General features: G+C 62.3%; 17 protein-coding genes. 4 read left to right on the forward strand and 13 right to left on the reverse strand.

The window, feature by feature from the left end:
• Window positions 1-111: 111 nt before the first annotated feature.
• From rpsA to TRD_RS04785, 3 genes are all read right to left on the reverse strand, one after another.
• Entirely contained in the window at window positions 112-1,443 is a 1,332-nt protein-coding gene (gene rpsA, locus TRD_RS04775) for a 30S ribosomal protein S1 (RefSeq protein WP_015921990.1), read from the reverse strand.
• Between the two features lie 155 nt (window positions 1,444-1,598).
• Entirely contained in the window at window positions 1,599-2,717 is a 1,119-nt protein-coding gene (locus TRD_RS04780) for a pyridoxal-phosphate-dependent aminotransferase family protein (RefSeq protein ID WP_015921991.1), read from the reverse strand.
• Window positions 2,714-4,177, reverse strand: coding sequence for an O-antigen ligase family protein (locus TRD_RS04785; protein WP_015921992.1), 1,464 nt, complete (start codon window positions 4,175-4,177; stop codon window positions 2,714-2,716). Before TRD_RS04785 ends, TRD_RS04780 begins: the two co-directional genes overlap by 4 nt.
• 125 nt (window positions 4,178-4,302) lie before the next feature.
• Here TRD_RS04785 and TRD_RS04790 point away from each other — a divergent pair, with 125 nt between their 5' ends.
• Window positions 4,303-4,620, forward strand: a complete 318-nt coding sequence (locus TRD_RS04790; protein ID WP_015921993.1) for a winged helix-turn-helix transcriptional regulator — start codon at window positions 4,303-4,305, stop codon at window positions 4,618-4,620.
• A gap of 224 nt (window positions 4,621-4,844) precedes the next feature.
• Window positions 4,845-6,836, forward strand: a complete 1,992-nt coding sequence (locus TRD_RS04795) for a methyl-accepting chemotaxis protein (RefSeq protein ID WP_015921994.1) — start codon at window positions 4,845-4,847, stop codon at window positions 6,834-6,836.
• Between the two features lie 66 nt (window positions 6,837-6,902).
• On the opposite strand, the gene moaA is transcribed toward TRD_RS04795, so the two are convergent.
• From moaA to TRD_RS04840, 9 genes are all read right to left on the reverse strand, one after another.
• Window positions 6,903-7,952 carry a GTP 3',8-cyclase MoaA gene (gene moaA / locus TRD_RS04800; RefSeq protein WP_015921995.1) on the reverse strand — a complete coding sequence of 350 codons (1,050 nt, stop codon included), beginning with the start codon at window positions 7,950-7,952 and terminating at the stop codon, window positions 6,903-6,905.
• Between the two features lie 121 nt (window positions 7,953-8,073).
• Window positions 8,074-8,772 (reverse strand): PIG-L deacetylase family protein, encoded by a 699-nt coding sequence (locus TRD_RS04805; RefSeq protein WP_041436621.1) that lies wholly within the window; start codon window positions 8,770-8,772, stop codon window positions 8,074-8,076.
• On the reverse strand, window positions 8,765-10,132 hold the full coding sequence (gene hisS, locus TRD_RS04810; protein WP_041435978.1) for a histidine--tRNA ligase: 1,368 nt from the start codon (window positions 10,130-10,132) through the stop codon (window positions 8,765-8,767). The genes TRD_RS04805 and hisS overlap by 8 nt, the downstream gene beginning before the upstream one ends.
• Window positions 10,133-10,149: 17 nt before the next feature.
• Window positions 10,150-10,632, reverse strand: coding sequence for a MogA/MoaB family molybdenum cofactor biosynthesis protein (locus TRD_RS04815; protein WP_041436623.1), 483 nt, complete (start codon window positions 10,630-10,632; stop codon window positions 10,150-10,152).
• Between the two features lie 20 nt (window positions 10,633-10,652).
• Window positions 10,653-11,876 carry a M20/M25/M40 family metallo-hydrolase gene (locus tag TRD_RS04820; RefSeq protein WP_015921999.1) on the reverse strand — a complete coding sequence of 408 codons (1,224 nt, stop codon included), beginning with the start codon at window positions 11,874-11,876 and terminating at the stop codon, window positions 10,653-10,655.
• On the reverse strand, window positions 11,869-12,246 hold the full coding sequence (locus TRD_RS04825; protein WP_015922000.1) for a YraN family protein: 378 nt from the start codon (window positions 12,244-12,246) through the stop codon (window positions 11,869-11,871). The genes TRD_RS04820 and TRD_RS04825 overlap by 8 nt, the downstream gene beginning before the upstream one ends.
• A 3-nt stretch (window positions 12,247-12,249) precedes the next feature.
• Complete coding sequence (locus tag TRD_RS04830; protein WP_015922001.1) at window positions 12,250-12,909, reverse strand: ribonuclease HII; 660 nt, start codon at window positions 12,907-12,909, stop codon at window positions 12,250-12,252.
• An 11-nt stretch (window positions 12,910-12,920) separates the two neighbouring features.
• Window positions 12,921-13,292 (reverse strand): 50S ribosomal protein L19, encoded by a 372-nt coding sequence (gene rplS, locus TRD_RS04835; RefSeq protein WP_015922002.1) that lies wholly within the window; start codon window positions 13,290-13,292, stop codon window positions 12,921-12,923.
• A gap of 99 nt (window positions 13,293-13,391) precedes the next feature.
• Window positions 13,392-15,266, reverse strand: a complete 1,875-nt coding sequence (locus tag TRD_RS04840; RefSeq protein WP_015922003.1) for a bifunctional homocysteine S-methyltransferase/methylenetetrahydrofolate reductase — start codon at window positions 15,264-15,266, stop codon at window positions 13,392-13,394.
• Window positions 15,267-15,781: 515 nt separating this feature from the next.
• Between TRD_RS04840 and TRD_RS04845 the strand changes: the two genes are divergently transcribed.
• Together TRD_RS04845 and TRD_RS15210 are read left to right on the forward strand one after the other, a co-directional pair.
• Entirely contained in the window at window positions 15,782-16,372 is a 591-nt protein-coding gene (locus TRD_RS04845) for an RNA polymerase sigma factor (RefSeq protein WP_041435979.1), read from the forward strand.
• Complete coding sequence (locus TRD_RS15210) at window positions 16,372-17,811, forward strand: zf-HC2 domain-containing protein (protein ID WP_015922005.1); 1,440 nt, start codon at window positions 16,372-16,374, stop codon at window positions 17,809-17,811. The genes TRD_RS04845 and TRD_RS15210 overlap by 1 nt, the downstream gene beginning before the upstream one ends.
• A 6-nt stretch (window positions 17,812-17,817) precedes the next feature.
• Here TRD_RS15210 and TRD_RS04855 read toward each other — a convergent pair whose 3' ends face one another.
• Entirely contained in the window at window positions 17,818-18,732 is a 915-nt protein-coding gene (locus TRD_RS04855) for a CPBP family glutamic-type intramembrane protease (RefSeq protein WP_015922006.1), read from the reverse strand.
• Window positions 18,733-18,768 lie beyond the last annotated feature (36 nt).

Raw genomic sequence — 18,768 nt, forward strand, 5'->3', positions numbered from 1 at the left:
CAGCGAGGATCCAGGAAGGCGAAGCCCCCAGCTCTGGCCTGGGGGCTCCTCCCGAGCAATCGACGATCGCGTTCTCGCTACCCGTTGTTCGAGGTACCGTGCTGGTGGGACTCAGGCGTCTCCACCATTCTCGGCCGGCAACTCTTCATCCACCGGCTCGGACTCGACATCGATGTCGGATATCTCAGCTTCTTCGCCGTCTGTACCGTACGGCGTGATACCGCGGGCGATCAACTGCTGCTTGATCGCCACAGCCTCGGGTCCCAAGGTGGCTTCCAGTTCCTCGTCCGAAATCTCCAGCGCACGCCTCAAGCTCAACCCGATCCGCCGCCTCGCGGGATCGATGCGGATCACGCGAACGATGACGTCATCGCCCTCTTGCAGCACCTCGTTCGGATGCTCGACCCGCCAACCGGCCAACTCCGAGACGTGGATCAGCCCCTCCACGCCCTCTTGCAAGCGGGCGAACGCCCCGAACGACGCCAGCTGCGTGATCGTGCCCCGCACCACCTGCCCGACCTGGAACTGACTCGCCACCTGCATCCAGGGTTCGGGTTGCGTCCGACGAATCGACAACGCGATCTTACGCTGTTCCGGATTGACCGAGAGCACCATCACGTCGACTTCGTCGCCGACCCGCAGCACTTCACTCGGATGCTTGACGCGCGTCCAAGAAATCTCCGAGAGGTGGACGAGGCCGTCCGCACCACCGATATCCACGAACACGCCGAAGTCCGCGATGCTGGTGACTCGCCCGCGCCGCGTCTCTCCCTCCCGAAGCGTCTCGATGAGCTGCGCCTTCATGGCATCGCGCTGTTCCTGCACCGCCTGCCGCTCGGAGAGGATCAAGCGATTGCGGTGGCGATTGATCTCGATGATCTTGAGCTTCAACCGTTGCCCGACCATCCGCGCCATATCAGCCTGCTTGCTCACCTCATCCCCGCCGCGGATGGCCACCACCTGTGATGCCGGCACGAACCCACGGATGCCATCCAGGTTGACCAGCAGGCCGCCTTTGTTATAGTTGACGACCTCCGCCTCGATGACGCCTCCAGCCTCGAAAACCTCTTGAAGCCGTCGCCAGGTCTTCTCCTGCCGCGCACGATCGATCGAGAGAATCGCCTGGCCAGCCTGATCTTCCGGCTGGAGAACGAATACGAGCACTCGATCACCAGGCCGCAACCGACCGAGTTCCTCCGGCGACAAGGTTTGGAACTCCCGGCTCGGCACGACGCCCTCGCACTTACCACCGATATCGACCAGGATCTTCTCCCGGTCGACGTGCATGACCTCGCCTTCGACCACGTCACCATACCGGAACAACCGGTAATCGTAGCTCGGGTCATCCAGCAAGCGCCGAAAAATCTCCGCATCATCCATGACCGGGATGCTCCCCAGTCCCTGCCGACCGAAGTGCACTTCGTCGATCTGCTGCCCCACCATGTACCTTCCTCGAGTGCCGTAATTTTGCCAACCTTCCGGACGTCCCTGGTCCGTCGGCTAGCGAGACACCGCCGCTAGTATACCGGGAACTCGCGATCACGACAAGCACCTCGCTTGACACGCCAGTCAGGTTCCCTGAGCTACAGCCAGTTCGGTCAGTGTCCAACTGCTTCGCTTCGACCAGCAACTGCTCGCTCCACTTCACTGGCCAAAGCCGCACACACCTCCTCGAGATCGCTCCAGCGCACCCACCCCATATGCCCTACCCGAATGATCTGTCCCTTCAAGCGCCCTTGACCACCATTAACCGCGATCCCGTAACGCTCTTCCAGGCTGCAAACCAACTCCTCGGCACCGATGCCCGCAGGCGGGACGAGTGCCGTCACTGTAGCGCTCTCGTAGCCACCTTCTGCGAAGCAGGTAAAGCCCAACTCGCTCGTGACGTGGCGAAATCTCACCGCGAGATCTCGGTGTCTCGTCCAGACGTTCTCTAGGCCCTCCGCTTCGATCAGCTGGACCGCTGCGTCCAAGCCATAGATCAGACTGATCGGTGCAGTCGACGGCAGGTCTCCTGTCCGTGCGGCAGACCGGTACTCCCGGAGATCCCAAAAAGCGCGTGGATAGCTGGCCCGGTCGATCATCTCCCAGGCTCGCGATCCGACGGCGACGATGACCAGCCCTGGCGGGCACATCCACGCCTTCTGGGAGCCACTGAAGATGAGATCCACTCCCCACTCATCCATCTCCAGCGGCAGTCCAGCCACTGCACTCACGCCGTCCACCACCAAGAGCGCACCAGCATCCCGCACGACAGCAGCGATCTCTCGAAGCGGATTCGTGACCCCCGTCGAAGTCTCGTTATAGACCAGCAAAACAGCTCGCACTGGCTCGGTCTCCGCGAGCCACCCTGCAACATCACTCGGCTTGATTGCCCTCCCGTAAGGAACCTCGCGCACGATCAACTGCAGGCCATACCGCTCCGCCACCCGCCGCCATCGCTCACCGAAGTCCCCGTTCACGAGCAGCAGGACCCGATCACCCGGGGCGAGCAAATTGACCAATGCAATCTCCCAACCCGCCGATCCGGTGCCGGGCATGACGAAAACGTCTCCGTCCGTCCGATGCAGTGCGCGCAGTCGCTCCAGCAGAGACCGCACCAAACCCCGGAACCATCCACCGCGATGCGGCACCATCGGACGCTGCAACGCCTCGACGACCGCTGGCGGTAACGGCGTTGGCCCGGCAATCCTGAGGTTGCGGATCGTCACCGTCATGCTGTTCCCCCTTCTGTGTGCTGTGTTCCCGTCGATCGTGTGCCAGCGACCAGCACTATCGCCTGCGTCAACCAAAAGGTCGCAACCATGTGCGGGAAGCTAATATTGGCGTAATAGTGGTCGAAGAACCCGATCAGCAGCGCCGCGGCCTGCGCACCGAGCCAGGCGAGGAGAAGATCACCCTCCGCGCTCGCGGCCATCCGATGCCAGGTTCGCCACCCCGTCCAAGCAATTCCCATTACTGCAACCAAGAATGTCCCGAGTCCCAAAAGTCCCATCCGTTCCGCGATCAGAAGGTAGATACTCGAAACCCCAGTCCACAGTTCGATTGTCGGCGCTGCTCCGAAGCCGACGCCGAAAGCAGGATAGTCGCGGATGATCGCCAACGCCGTCCGGTACTCTTCCAGTCGCATGCGCGTCGCGGGATCTTGCAACATGAATCCTTGCCACAATCGCTCGACGAAGCGCTCACCGAACCCGAGCACGCTGGCACCAGCAAGACCGATCCCTCCCGGTACCAGAAGCCAGCGATAGCGCGCCAGAGCGACCAGACCGATACCGAACGCAGCTCCCAACCAACCCGCACGCGAGTAAGTCAGGAGCAACGCGGAGCCAGACACGATAGCCGCGAGCGCGGCAGGCCAGCGAGGAATCGCAGGTCGCTGCGCGACAGTCATCGTGACCGCGACAACTACAGCCAGAGCCAGTAGGCCGGCGAACGAATTGGGGTCGACGCTCGTACTCGTCAAACGCATCGGCTTCGCAGGGTCGTCCTCGATATAGCGGACGATCCGAGTATCCGGATATCCATAGGGAATCAGCCGGGCCAGCACAGCCAGCGTCAGTCGTGGTCCACCAGCGTAGAGGACCAGGCCAATGGCGGCAGCGACGCTCGCCAGCACAAGAAAAACCCCTGTAAAACGACGAACGTCAGCGTGGCCTTGGAGCGAGGACCACGCCACGAAGAAGAGACTGACGCTGACCAGAAACTTCGCAAAATTGTGGTACGTCTGCGACGAGTAGCCACGATCGACGCCGAGGACAAAGGCGAAAACCGCCACCGCAATGAAAAGCATGACCGCGACCAAAAGCGGATGACTGGGAATCGTCTCGTCCCGACGCAAGAAAAGCCGGAGAAGCCACACACTGAGCACGCCGAGGCCTGTCATCTCCAAGAGTGGTGGCGTGATGACGATTTTGACGGGAATGACGGCGTACGGTACGAGGGCGATGACAGCGAGAACAACCCACAAACCAGCCCGCACATCGCTCAGGATGAGCAGCGTGGCGACGATCCCAGGTAGGACGAGAGCCGCTGGGAGAGGACCAAAAAGGACGAGGACGATCGCGAGTGCGATCGCACCGATTCCTGCAACGAGTGCACCAGCGAGCCGCACGAGTGTCGGTTCAGCGAGTGTCCGGTCTGCGACCGGCCAGATCGGTAGCCATCCTTCGGGCATCCGACGCGCCCTCGCGTTCGTCCCGCTTGCCCTGGGCTGCAACAGCTGCTACGCTCCCCCACAGGCGAGCACCTGCTGCCGAGCCTACCGAGCATACCGCGTGGCAGGATGGAGGTGAGCCCACGATGCACGCGCTGCCCCTACCGCCAGAACGATGCCCGCTCGCTCGCACCGCGGCCATCCTCTGTGACCGCTGGACTCCTCTGATTCTCAGGGATCTGGCGCGCGGACTCGATCGATTCAGCCAACTCGAGCGCTCCGTTCGCGGGATCAGCCCAAAGACTCTCTCCACGCGCCTCAAGCAACTCGAAGCTGCCGGACTGATTCGCCGCATCGAAAGCGATGGTAGTCACCGACGCTACGGCCTCACTCCGCGCGGTGAAGCGCTCATCCCTCTCATCCGTGCCATGCGCGACTATGGGCGGACCTGGCTGACTCATTGAACACAGTGCGGCGGTGGTATCGCGCCCCCAGTGATCGTGCCCGCCCACCGCCTGTCGCCCCGATACGAAGCAGCCGATCCCCCGTGCAGCGCTCGGGAGACTCGCTCGGTCTAGCCATCATCTCTCAGAGCCATTAGTACCTCCCTTCACCTCAAGTTCGCGCTCTCCTCGGTCGAACTGTGATACCAGGGCGTGATTCGACCGTGCGGTGAGGGGAGGTAACGATGGCAATGGAAATCGGCGCTGCTGACCGGTCACGGGATCGCATCAGTTTGTGGATTCTGTGGGGGCATGCGGTCGCCACGCTGGCAGTGACACTCTTGTTCGGAAAACATCCGCTCTGGCAAGCGCTCGTTGGAGCAGCCGTTCTGAGCGGAATTGCGACCGCAACGTATCCTCTTTTCGCCGGAACCCGAACGTACCGTTTGATCACTGCTGGATTGCTCATGCTGTATGCAGCGCTCCTCATCCACCTCTCCGGCGGCCTGATCGAGATGCATTTCCAGATCTTCGTGGCATTGGCCTACCTCATCATCTATTATGACTGGCTTCCCATCCTACTGGCTGCTGGCCTCATCGCCGTTCACCACGTCCTGTTCAACGCGTTCTTACCGTACAGCGTGTACAAAGATGGGCCGTCATGGACCATAACCTTCATCCATGCCTTCTTCGTCGTTCTCCAAACTGCCGTCGGTGTACTCATCGCGCAGCGTATCCGGAGCACCGCTCTCGCTCTCTCGCGTGCTGCGCATCAACTCGCGAGCGAGCATGTTCCGGCTCTCGCTGAAGCACTGCGCCGGATCGCATCGGGCGATCTGACGAACTCGGTCAGTTTTGCTGCTCAGGACATTCGTGTCAATTGGAAGGACGAGATCGGCCAGATGGTCGAATCGTTCAATACCGTCCAGCAGCAGCTGGGTAGTGCTGCAACCGAACTCGATTCGATGGTCCGCGAGTTGCGTTCCATGGTGGCCGACATTCAGCAAGCGGCTGATGGACTGACGACAGCCATGGAACATATGGATCACGCCACGGCCGAGTCGGCCAGCGCCATGCGTGACGTCAGTTCGAGCGTGAGCGAAGTTGCCCAAGGCTCCAGCGAAGTCGCTCAAGCATCGATCACGGCTCGGAGTTCTATGGAGCAGCTCCAGCAGGTCGTGCAATCAGTTGCCGCTGGCGCCAGCGCGCAAGCGAAGAGCCTGGAACGAATCAACGCTGCGGCCAACGAACTCACTGCCCAGGTGCAACGCGTCCTGGCTGACACTGCCGCTGTCGAGCAAGCGACTTCCCATACACGGCAATCCGCCGACGCGGGCGCCGATGCAGTGCGCCAGACCGTTCAATCGATGCAAGAAATCCGCAATGTCGTCCTCGCAGCGGCCGAGCGTGTGGCTGAACTCGGTCAGCTCGGTCAGCAGATCAGTGCTGTCGTCGAGACGATCGACAATCTCGCAGAACAGACGAACCTGCTCGCGCTCAACGCAGCCATCGAAGCTGCTCGGGCAGGCGAGCATGGCCGCGGCTTCGCCGTCGTCGCCGATGAAGTCCGCAAGCTCGCTGAACGGAGCCGCCGCGAGACGCAGGATATCGCCAATTTGATTGATCAGGTACGCACAGCGACCGAGCAGGCAGTCGAGGCCATGCGTGCAGGAGCCGAGCGAGTGACGCGTGGTACTGACCGAGCCGATCAAGCGGGCCGCGCTTTGCAAGCCATTCTCCAGGCAGTCGAGCAAACGGCCGAGCGAGTCAGCGCCATCACTGCAGCAGCTCACCAGATGGCGCAGGCGAGCGAACGAGTTGTCTCCGCGCTCCGCGAAATCAGTGCGGTCATCGAACAGAATGCCACCGCAGCCGAGGAGATGGCTGCGCAGGCAGCTCAAGTCACCGACGCTGTCAAAGCGATCGAGCGCGTGGTGAGCGCGCAACAACGTGGAGCGGAACGCGTGACGCAGCAGGTCGATGCCGCCACTCAGGCGATCGAGGCCGTTGGCACCCAATCGGCTGTCGTCGCTCGGTACACCGCTCGCCTGCGCTCCCTCGTCACCCGTTTCACCATCGGCGAGCAACCGTCCGCGGCGCCAGAGCGAGGCATCCGACCGATCGCGACCTCAAAAGCGGATCTCGGGACCAATGGGAATGGGCGCAAGTACGAGCTGACTCGCCCAGCACCCAAGCAGGTCAGCGCTACCCTTTCCAACGGTTATCACTGCGATTGAGCACCGCACGAGCGGAGAAGGGACGGTCGATCGACCGTCCCTTCTCCGCTCCTCTTCACGACTGATTCAACCACCGATCTGACTCATACCTCGCCCAGTTCGACGATCGCCTTCGCGGAGTCCGTGTCCCCACGGCTTCCGCCAGACTGCTGCACGAATACGCTCGATCAGCTCCTCCTCGCTCGCCCCTCGACGCACGAGCTCGCGGATATCGACTTCGTCGCTCCGCAGCAAGCAGAGACGAAGCTTCCCGTCAGCGGTCAGACGAATCCGGTTGCAAAAAGCGCAAAATGGCTCGCTCACCGGACTGATGAATCCGAGCGTGCCCTGCGCTCCGCGAATGCGAAAGACTCGGGCCGGATCGCTCAGCGGCGCCTCGACTTCTTCGAGAGGACCAAAGACTTCCTCGATACGCGCCCGCGTCTCGGCGCTGGTGACGAGTCCCGCATCGTGGACGTCAGCGACACCCTCCAAGGGCATAACCTCGATGAAGCGCACCTGCCATGGTCGCTCGAGCGTTAGACCAGCGAGTGCTGGCACCTCGTGATCGTTGAGGCCGCGAACGACCACGGCATTCAGCTTGATCGGTCGCAAACCAGCGTCCTCAGCCGCCGCGATACCCGCGAAGACTTTCTCGATCCGCCCTCCACGGGTCATGATTCGGTAGCGCTCGGGATCGAGCGTGTCCAGGCTGATGTTGATGCGTCGCAAACCGGCGGCCGCGAGGTCGTGTGCCAAGCGCTCGAGGAGAAGCCCGTTCGTCGTCATCGAAATATCTTCGACGCCGGGAATCGCCGCCATGGCACGCACGAGTTCCACCAGACCCGGACGAACCGTCGGCTCCCCTCCCGTAAGCCGCAAGCGACTGAACCCGATACGCGCTGCGGCACGCACGATCGTCAACAGTTCCTCGTCAGTCAGGAGTTCCTCACGCGGGGCGAACTTCATGCCGTGAGCTGGCATGCAATAGACGCAGCGGAGATTACAGCGGTCCGTTAAAGAAATTCGGAGATAGGTGATCGGCCGACCGTAGGCATCGCGCGTGATTCGCTCGCCGGGGCGAGGCACGGCTCGCTCGTCGGTTCGCCGGGGTTGCTGTACGACGGGGCTGATCATCTCGAAACTCCCTTCGTCAGCCTGCAAGCCGCGCCTCTCGTATCATACGGCATCGCGGAACAGCTATCACCAGGATAGCAGGCGACGAAGAGAAAGACAACCGACTCGTTGCAAATCCACGTCAGCGGCGGAGCGTGATCACCTTGAACGCTTCCGCGTAAGGCAGCCCGCGTTCGGCACCGATCTCGGCGGCACGCTCGCGGACGCGCTGGGCGAGCTCCTCGATATCGTTGATCTGGCTCTGGTGGGCAGCGAGCGCGGCGATCTTGAGATGGAGCGTCTCGCTGATATCGACGTAGAGATCGGGATATTGAGCGCCGAAAAGCCAAAGTTCAGCGACTTTGTGCGGTTCCAGCCCCTCAGCGAGATGCTGGGGAAAATACAAGGGATCGCGAGCCGTCGGATAGACCGCATCGATCGTCGTGATACCGACCGCCCGGTGATCCGGGTGCAGTGCGTACGGCCGAAATGGATCATGCGTAATCACGATGTCTGGACGATACGCCCGGATCTGTCGCACGATCCGCTCGCGAAACGCGAGATCCGGCATGAGTTCCCCATCCGGCAAGCGAAGAAAGACGATTTCGGAGACACCGAGCCGGCGACACGCTTCACGCTCTTCGTCTTCTCGCTCTCGGGCGAGTTCTTCGGGGGTGAGGTCGCGCCGATTCGTACCTTTATCCCCGGAGGTACATTGCACGAGAACGATTTCCTTTCCCTCCCGGGCCAAGCGGGCAACCGTTCCACCAGCCCCGAATTCCATGTCGTCAGGATGAGCCACCACGACCATGATGCGGTGATGCGGTGTCAAGTCACTCATCCGCACTGCCCCTCTCGCCCTGACGAGCGGCGCCCAGCGGTTTCCGCACCGCAGCCACGAGTTCCGCGCGTGGAACTCGAACTTGCTCTCCCGTGCGAAGGTCGCGCACTGTCACCATGTCATTGGCTATCTCGTCCGGCCCGATGATGACCGCGACCGGCACACCCTTGCGATCGGCATATTGGAGTTGACGACGGAGGTCGATCCGCTCACCCAGATAGACCTCGGTGTCGAGTCCTGCCTGCCGGAGTTCGCGGGCGATGCGCAGCGCCTGCGCTCGATGGTCTGCTTCGACCGAAACGACCAGCACCTCCGTCACGCTTGCCGGCGTCGGCAGCAAACCGTACTCGTCGACGACCTCTACCAGGCGCTCGAGGCCGAGTGATGCCCCAGTCGCGGGAATTTCCTCACCCAAGAAGAGTCCGATCAAGTGATCATAGCGCCCTGCGCCCCCCAGTGAACCGATCGCTGGTTCGCTGACGATCGCTTCTGCCACGGGTCCGGTATAGTAATCCAGCCCCCGGGCGAGCGAGAGATCGACGATCGCACTCCCTGGTCGCACCCCGAACCATTCGAGATAGCGGAAAAGCTCAGCCAGTTCGCTGACAGCCCGTTCAGCTGCCTCATCACCCGCAAACATCACACGCAGCTGCGGGATGATCGACTCCGGCTCACCACGCAGCGCGATCGCCGCCAGCACCCGCTCAGCCGCCGGTGCCTCGACACCGATCCGGAGGAGTTCCTCGCGTACACCGTCGAGCCCGATCTTCGCCAGCTTGTCGATGGCACGAAACACACCGAGCGCGAGACTCGGCGCCACGCCAGCCGCTCTGACGAGAGCCTCCAGGAGTTGGCGATGGTTGACGTGGATCACGGCGTTGGGAATACGCAAGGCGCCGAGCGCATCGATCCAGACCGACAGTACTTCTGCATCGGCCATCATCGATCGAGTGCCGACCACGTCGACATCGCACTGCCAGAACTGGCGAAACCGTCCGCGTTGTGGCCGTTCAGCGCGGAAGACCGGCCCAATGTGGTAACGCTTGAACGGGAACGTCAACTCAGCGCGATGAACTGCCACGTACCGTGCCAGCGGAACAGTCAGGTCGTAGCGCAGCCCGACCTCTCGACCGCCCTGATCGACGAAGCGGTAGAGGAGCTTTTCTCCTTCTTCCCCATACTTTCCTGAAAGGACTTCGTAATACTCGAGCAGCGGCGTATCGATCGGGTCGTACCCGTATCGTTCGAAGACTTGGCGAAGGACCTCCATGACTCGTTGCCGCAGAAGCATCTGCCGCGGAGTGAAGTCGCGCATTCCCCGCAGCACTTGCGGTGGTCGCCGTACTGCTGCGTCGCCCATCGTTACCGACCTCTTTCTCACTTGCGTGCCTCGAAGACGAGGTGCGCGAGTTCGGGAAGAACGAGTTCATCCATGGCCAATCGCACAGCACCGGTCGAGCCTGGCATGGCGATGACGATCCGGCCACGATAGACTCCGGCAAGTGCTCGCGAGAGCATCGCGGCAGTTCCGATCTCTCGATAGCTCAACCAGCGGAAGAGCTCACCGAAGCCGTCGAGGCGCTTCTCGATCCGTTCCGCGATAGCCTCGTAGGTCACATCGCGCCGCGCGATCCCAGTACCACCATTGAGAAGAACGGCATCGCAGTCTGGTCGCTGCACCAACTCATCGACTAGCCGGCCGATCTCCTCCCGCTCGTCCGGAACGATGGCATAGAAGACGACCGCATGCCCAGCGCGCTCCAATCGCTCACGAATCAGCGCGCCGCTCGTATCCGTCTCGACCGTTCGCGTGTCGCTGACGGTCACGACCGCGCAACGAACGCTGCGCGGTGCTGCCATCCGATGCTGTTCGATGCTGCTCACGCATGCTCCTCCCCGCGCGTCAAGGTCAGTGCTAGAGCAGCATACCCCACCATCGCTGCTTCCAGATCGGCCAGGCGAATGCTGTCGTCGACCGTGTGCGCGAGGCGCTCCTCACCAGGCGCGAAACCGATGGTGGCCATGCCGTGTGCCATGAAATGTCCGCCGTCCGTGGCGAAACGCCAGAACGCGTCCGGAACCGGACGTGCCAGCACGGCATTCAATGTGCTCCGTGCCACGGTCACTACCGGATGATCGGTCGGTAGAACGAAGCCGCGAGTCGGCGGGAGTTCGATGGCAAGTCCCCGATATGTCGCGAGCTTCCGCCGGGGCACCGTCACTTCCACCCGGACCTCGTCTCCCGCACAGGCACGGGCCAGGTCCTCTACGGCAGCGCGGAGCGCATCCGCGTCCTCTCCAGGAACTGTCCGCCAATCGAGCACTACTGTCACCACCCCAGGGATGACATTCGCACTCGATTGATCGGTCCACACCAGGGTCGGTGCAACGGAACTCTGGCCTAATTCCGGATGGCTGCCGCGTGGGAGTTCGTCGAGCCGGCACAAGAAGCGCCCCAGCGCGAACAACGGGTTCACACCTCGCTCCGGGGCACTCGCATGCGCGGACCGACCGATGAAACGGACTTCCAGTCCGACTCGCCCACGATGGCCTCGTCTTAACTCGAGATTCGTCGCTTCCCCCAAGACGACGATATCGGTGCGCAGCCACTCGCAAAGCGCTGCAGCACCCGCTCCGCCAACCTCTTCTTGGACGACTCCAGTGACGTAACAGTCACCCGCGGGAACGAGGCCCAGGTCACTCAAAAGGACGAGACCATAGACTTGGCTCGCCAGTGCTCCTTTCACGTCAGACGCGCCCCTGCCGTACAGCACGCCGTCAGCGATCACTCCAGCATAAGGAGGGTATCGCCAGGCAGCCGGATCGCCCTCGTGCACATGATCTAAATGAGCATTGAATTGCACCGAGTTACCAGCGCTGCTTCCGCGTAAGACTCCCACGACATTGCCTGCCGCATCCAGATCCGCCTCATCGAAGCCCAACGTGCGTAAACGCGCCAGAACCAGCTCGGCAACGGCTTGCTCCTCTCCAGGCAAACTGCGAGTCTGCACGAGCTGTTGCGCGAACGCGATCATTTCGTCGCGTCGCGCCCGTCCCGCTGCCCAGAGTCGCTCACGAAGATGCGGATCGATCACCTCATGCACCGTCCCCTTCGCTCACGCACCCGAGGAGGTGGCTCCAGCGAACGATTCGACCGCCCCGATCAACTGTGACCGCGATGAGGTCGACGCGACAGAGTCGCTCTTGATGTTCCGGATGAGCAGCGAGGAATGCAGACAGTGCAGCCAGGAGTCGACGGCCTTTCCGAGGCGTCACAGCCCACTCGGCTGGCTCGTTTCCAGCGTCCCGCCTGACTTTCACCTCTACCGCCACCAGCACGTCCCCATCGAGAGCGACGATGTCCAACTCACCCTGGCGACACCGCCAGTTGCGAGCCAGGACATGCCAACCCGCCTCTTCGAGCCATCGCGCTGCCGCTCGCTCGCCCGCCTCGCCCAGGCACTGCCGTCCCACCGACTACTCCTCGTCCGTGTCCATCCTTACTTGGAACGATCGCCGGTGGAAAGGCGTCGAGCCGAGCTCGCGAATCGCACGTCGATGCGACGGTGTGCCGTATCCAGCATTTTCTTCCCAACCATAGCCAGGATACCGGACTGCGAGACGGGCCATGAGATCGTCGCGGATCACCTTTGCCAAAATCGATGCAGCGGCGATCGATGCACAGCGCATGTCGCCATGCACGACCGCCGTTCCCGGTAGTCGCTCGAACTCGGTCAGTGGCAAGCCATCGTAGAGGACATGATCGACAGGACCGAGACGCTGGAGCGCCCTCAGCATGGCGAGAGCGGTCGCCCGGACGATACCCAGTCGGTCGACCTCGCGATGCGACGCTGCACCGATGGCCCAGCGCAGCGAATACTGTCGGACCCAATCAGCCAGCGCTCGTCGTTGGGGATCGGTCAACCGCTTCGAATCCCGCAACTGATCGGGTAACTCAGTCGACGGCTCGAAGATACAGGCCGCCGCCACGACCGGACCAGCCAGCGCTCCGCGCCCGACCTCGTCCACGCCAGCGACCCAGCGGTTGCCCGCTTGCCAAAGAGCTTGCTCGAGTTCGAACGTCGGTCGCTCGCCTCGGCCCGAACGCCGCTGACGAGTCGAGGCGAGCGAGACCATCGTTCCGCTCCTCAGCGCAGGTAGCTACCTTCGGGGCGACGGCGCTCCTTCAGGCGAGCCGCCTTGCCTGCTCGCTCACGCAGGTAGTAAAGCCGCGCGCGCCGAACCTTGCCGTGCCGCAGCACCTCGATTTTCTCGATCAATGGGCTATGCAATGGGAAAGTCCGCTCGACACCGACTCCGTGCGCAGCAACGCGCCGAACTGTGAAGGTGGCGTCGGTTCCCCCGCCACGCTTGCGGATCACGACGCCTTCGAACGGCTGGACACGCACGTTCCCACCTTCGACGACACGGTAGTGCACGCGCACCGTGTCACCAGGGCTAAACGGAGGCAGATCGCTGCGCATGTACTCTTGTTGCACACTGCGAATGAGATCCTGCATGGCTGTGTTCCTTATCCCGCGCTCTCCCAGCCTGCGGCACCGCTCCCGCGGTCGCAGAAAGACGACCAGTTGGCAGTATAGCAGAGCGTTCCACCAGAATCAGCGGGTGCTGACGCGCAATCTTTCGGGGAGGGCGCTCAACACCTCAGCCACCACCTCGTAGCGGCCGAAAGAGGGCATGAGATAGATACCCTGCACGAACTCGCAGGCCTCAGCGATCAACTCGCGCGCCATGGCCACTCCTTCGGCTCGCCCGTTCGGACCAGCTCGCCGCATGCGCTCCAGTGCCTCCTCGGTCAACGTTATGCCGGGAACTTCGTTGTGCAGGAAGGAGGCATGCCGAAAGCTCTGCAACGGTAGCACTCCCAACAGCACCGGCACCTCGATCGGTCCGTAGCGAATCTCGTACTGTGCGACGAAGTTGCGCCACGTCGAGAAGTCGAAGACCGGTTGTGTCATGACGAAATCAGCCCCAGCCGCAAGCTTCGCATGCAAACGCTCGATCTCCTGCTGAAGATCCGGACGCGTCGGATCACACGCGACTCCGATCGTGAACATCGCTGGTCGACCGATGGAGGCACCACCGGCATCGAATCCCTGCCGGAAATTCTGGAGCAAACGCACCAGACCGATCGAGTCGAGGTCGTAGACGGGCGTCGCATGGGGATAATCGCCCAACGTCGGTGGATCGCCGGTCAGAGCGAGAATGTTGCGCACACCGAGCGCGTGCGCACCCAGGAGATCGGCCTGTAACCCCATCAGATTCCGATCGCGAGTCGTCAGATGCAGGATCGTCTCGACGCCTGTCTCCTGCTGGAGAATCACGCAGAGCGCCAGCGCGCTCATGCGCACTCGTGCCATTGGACTGTCGGCCACGTTGATGAACTCGACGCCCACCTGGCGCAGCAGACGGGCTCCTTCGATCGCTTTGGAGGGATTGAGCCCCTTGGGAGGATCGATTTCCACGCTCACCACGAACTCCCGCCCCAGTTTCTGCCTGAGGCGCGTGGGCTCCTCCGGTGCGACTGCGTCCATTACCGGTGTTGAAACGCGCGCCCTGACCTCGACCGCTGGACGTACTTGTCCTTTGATGTCGTCCAGAGCACGCCGCATTGCCGCGATGTGTTCGGGTGTCGTCCCACAGCAACCGCCGATGAGTCGAACACCCAAGGATGCTGCCTCCCTCGCGAAATCGGCAAAGTACTCCGGCGATGCACCATAAATGACGCGATGACCGACGACCGTCGGCCAACCCGCATTCGGCATCGCCGAAAGCGCGGTACCCCAGCGATTCGCAGCGATCATGGCCCGCAGCACCTCGAGCGTCGGCCGTGGGCCGACACTGCAGTTGACGCCGATCACATCGACGCCCAGTTCCGCTAAGGCGGCCACCACTTCTTCCGGACCGTGCCCAGCGATGGTGCGACCGTCAGCCGCAAACGTCATCTGGGCGACGATCGGGAGATCACAGACCTCACGTGCAGCCATGATCGCTTCGCGGATCTCAGCGAGTTGGGACATGGTCTCGAAAATGAGGAGATCAACCCCACCCTCGAGCAACGCTTCGATCTGCTCGCGGAAAACTGGTCGTAAGCTCTCCGGTGCAACTGTCCCCACCGGTGCGAGCAGGCGTCCGCTCGGTCCTATGGCGCCCGCGATGAAAACCGGCACACCACAAATCTCCCGTGCCTCTCGCGCATGACGGACAGCACGGCGATTGATCTCACGCACACGCTCCGCCATGCCGTAGGCCTCGAGCTTGAAGCGGTTGGCTCCGAACGTATTGGTCTCGATGAGTTCGGCTCCCGCCAGAATGTAGGCCCGGTGGATCTCCACGACGAGTTGCGGATGAGTCAGGTTTGCCGACTCGAAGCAACGATCCAACCGGATTCCTCGCTCGTACAGCTGCGTACCCATGGCGCCGTCAGCGAGGAGAACACCTTGTTCGATCCGGTCACGAAACGGATGCTTCATGTCTCGCAATCTCCACCAATCGAGTGCTGACCCAGCCACCTAGCTATCGAGTGTACGCGGACCATCATCGCCGTGCCGGCCACCACTGTGCGGTGACGAGAACGAGCCTTGCAGCGAACAACTCTCCTGACGATGCTCACTGCTGACCGCTTACCGCCCAGGAGATGAACCAGCGAGCGGGGCACGCTGGACTCGGTTTTGCTCCTTTCCTAGAGCAGCACGAGCCAAAGGAAACCCTCTTTGCCCACTTCGACGAGTATTCTACTCTGCAACACTCGATGACTGGTCGGCCGAATCGCTCGACCGAGCGGAAAAAGCCCACACCCCCAGTCAAGGCCCCTGCATCGGTTGCGGCAATCGTGGCAGCGCAGCCCGAACCCGTGTCGTCGGTTTCCCCTGCTCACCGAATTGACAATCGGATCGAAAGTGTGTACGATCGGCCCGTCAGGAGTGTTGCCGTGAGCACACCGCATCCGGACGAGCCGTCGTTCGTTATAGATACGGGAGGGCCTGGGATGTCGGGGTCCGTTGCATTGTCAGCGGCAGACGAACTGCGGTGCGTCGCCCGCGCCAAGGCTGGTGACCACGATGCTTTTGCGCTGCTGTATCAAAAGTACGAACGTTCTGTCTATCAGTTCATCTATCGTATGGTCGGAAATGCTGAAGAAGCGAGTGACTTGACCCAGGAATGCTTCATCAAGGCATATCGCGCACTTCCACAGACCACCGATGATCTGAACGTCGGTGGTTGGCTCCGCCGGATCGCCACCAACGTCTGCCTGGACGCGCTGCGACGGCGAAACCGACTCCGATGGTTGCGGCTCGATCACCTCGCTTCCTGGCAGAACTCCTCGCTGCGTTCGGACGCGATCGACCCGGAACGGGCACTCTTGGAAACGGAAACGCAGGATACGGTAGAGCGGGTGCTCCAGCGGCTCCAGCCCCATTACCGGGCAGCATTGATCCTCCGCGAATACGAGGGGTATTCGAGTGAGGAGATCGCTCAGATCCTGGGCATCTCCCGCTCAGCGGCGAAGTCGCTCCTCTTCAGGGCCCGCGAAGAATTCCGGCGTCTTTTCCGCGAGATGGAGGCACAGTCCGACTGATGACCCCCCATCGTTGTCGTCGCTATCGCCACCTGCTCTCCCTCTACCTCGACGGCGAGTTGTCCGCCGAGGACGAGCGGCGACTTCGAGCTCATCTTGCGGAATGTACAGACTGCCGACGCTTGCTCGAAGACTATCGCGCACTGCGCGAGCGGATTCGCCGTCTGCCCCCTGTGCCACCACCCCCTCAGCACCTTCGCGACGATCTCTGGCGGCGCATCGCGGCTGACGAGCGACAGCATCGACGCACCCAGCGTTTTCATCTCGCGGTCGCCTCGTCCGCACTCGGTGTCATCGTCCTCCTTGTCGCTCTTTTGAGTGCGAGCCTCGGATATCAACGGGTCCAGCCACCCCGGGTCATCGCTTCCAGTCCAGCCGCTTCCTCGCAGCAACTGTGGCCGATCTACCAACCGATCGAAATCGTGTTCTCCAAGCCAATGAACGAGGAATCGGTCTTAGCGAACCTGCGGATCGTGCCTCCCGGCGAGCGAGATCGCCTTCCCATCAGCTGGAACGGTAGCAAGCTCGTCATCGGTGCTGATGAAACGCGTCGCGTTGCTCTGCTCCCTGACACCGTCTACCAGATCGCCATTTTGGCAGAGGCAGAGGACCGTTGGGGAAACCGACTCGGTACCACTTTCGTGCTTACCTTCCGTACCTCGAGCGCGATCGTCCATGCTATCGAAACGCCGACACCGACACCTGCCGTGCCACCGCCAACTCCACCCATCGCGACCACTGTTCCGACACGGACGCCGCCAGCACCTCCTCCCGTTCCATCACCGACCGCTGCAACCTCTGACGAACAGTCGACAACCCATCCTGCACCCCCGGTCGTTGTCTCGCCGCCGGTACTCGGCCCCAGCCCGACTGCCACGCCGATTCCCTCGCCGACTCCCGCGCCCGCGCCGACTCCGACTCCGACACCGGAACCGATCCCTGTGCTGATCACCCCGACACCGACACCGTCCACCCCAGAACCGGTTCCGGTAACCGGCGCGTTCGCCAAACTGTACTGGGGCAATCAGACGGTGCAGCAACGACTCGGTGCACCGGTGTCGCCAGCCGTGACGGTCAACGCTGCCGAGCTCGTCTTCCAGCGTGGCATCATCGTCGAGCGCTTCGATACCATGACCATTTACATCCTGGAGGCAGCGAGTACCTGGCGCAGTGTGGCCGAACCACCCCCCATCGATCCCCCCTTGGAGTTCCGGGAAGTGGAGCCGAATCTCTGGGTGCCTGGAGGAACCTTCGGTCAAGTGTGGGAAGCGCTCGCCTTGGCAGAACCGCTCGGGTTCGCAACTGAATCCGACGTTCACGTCATGACGGCTGGAGCCCGGATCCAAGCGTTCGAGCATGGCCTTCTCATCTCCAGCGACCGCGGGTTCATCTACGCGCTGTACAGCGATGGAACGTGGCAGCAGTTCCCGACAGGTTGATCTCTCTCAGCGTAGCGTTCCCTGCAGAAGAATGGCGAGTGCGTCGTAGAGTGCATGGGTGAGAATGCACGCGGTCGTGCCGAACCAGCGGCGCTCGAGCCCCAACAAGATCGCCAACCCGAAGACACCGAGACTGACGAGCGAAAGCTCGTATTGGACATGCAGCACGGTGTAGAGGAGCGTCGTCAGGAGAAGGCCATAGCGCGGCTGGATCGCTCCGCGAAACAGGATCTCTTCCCCGGTGCCCGCCAGTAACCCGAGCGCGAGGGCCGCCACCGGAGAGGCGAACGCAGTCGTGAGCGGCAGAAGCCGCTCCTCGATCCGCTCGATGACGCCTGGTTGCAGCAAGCTCGCCAGAAGGCTCGTCACGACCGACACCGCGAAGAGAGCGAGCGTGAACACGACGCTGACAGCGACCACACGACGATCGGTCCCCCGGAGTCCCAGCCGTTCCAATGCCTGCCGCCAGCCCCGTCGCGTCGGGAATCCGATCCAGATGAACGCCAGGAACACCTCGGCGACTGCCTGTCCGGCAAGCTGCTCGGCTGTCACCTCGAACGGAGGCAATGTTTCCGCGACGAGGAGCGCTCCCCCAAAGAAGCCGATCGCGCCCTGGAGGGCTGCCAGGCCCATGGTATCGAGGATCGAGCCAGGATCGATCGGTACCCACCGAGCGAGGACGCGTCGGTAGCCCCCCAACCAGGCCAGTCCGACGCCAATTCCCGCCCCGAGCGCACGGATTGCGAGCGATGGCTCCCCAACAGTCGTCGCGACGACCGCAAGCACCACCGAGAACAGAGTCAAGGCAGCTACCAGGAGCCGAACGACCGTGCGAACCCAGCGAGAGTGCTCCGCGGCTTCACCGATCGCCCGCCCCGAGGTGCCGAGAAGGACGAGCACCGCGAGTTCGATCAGCCACACCGGACTTCTCCCTGACTCACGCTCGCATCGCGCGTG

This window comes from Thermomicrobium roseum DSM 5159 (assembly GCF_000021685.1).
In the GTDB taxonomy this organism is placed as follows: Bacteria; Chloroflexota; Chloroflexia; order Thermomicrobiales; family Thermomicrobiaceae; genus Thermomicrobium; species Thermomicrobium roseum.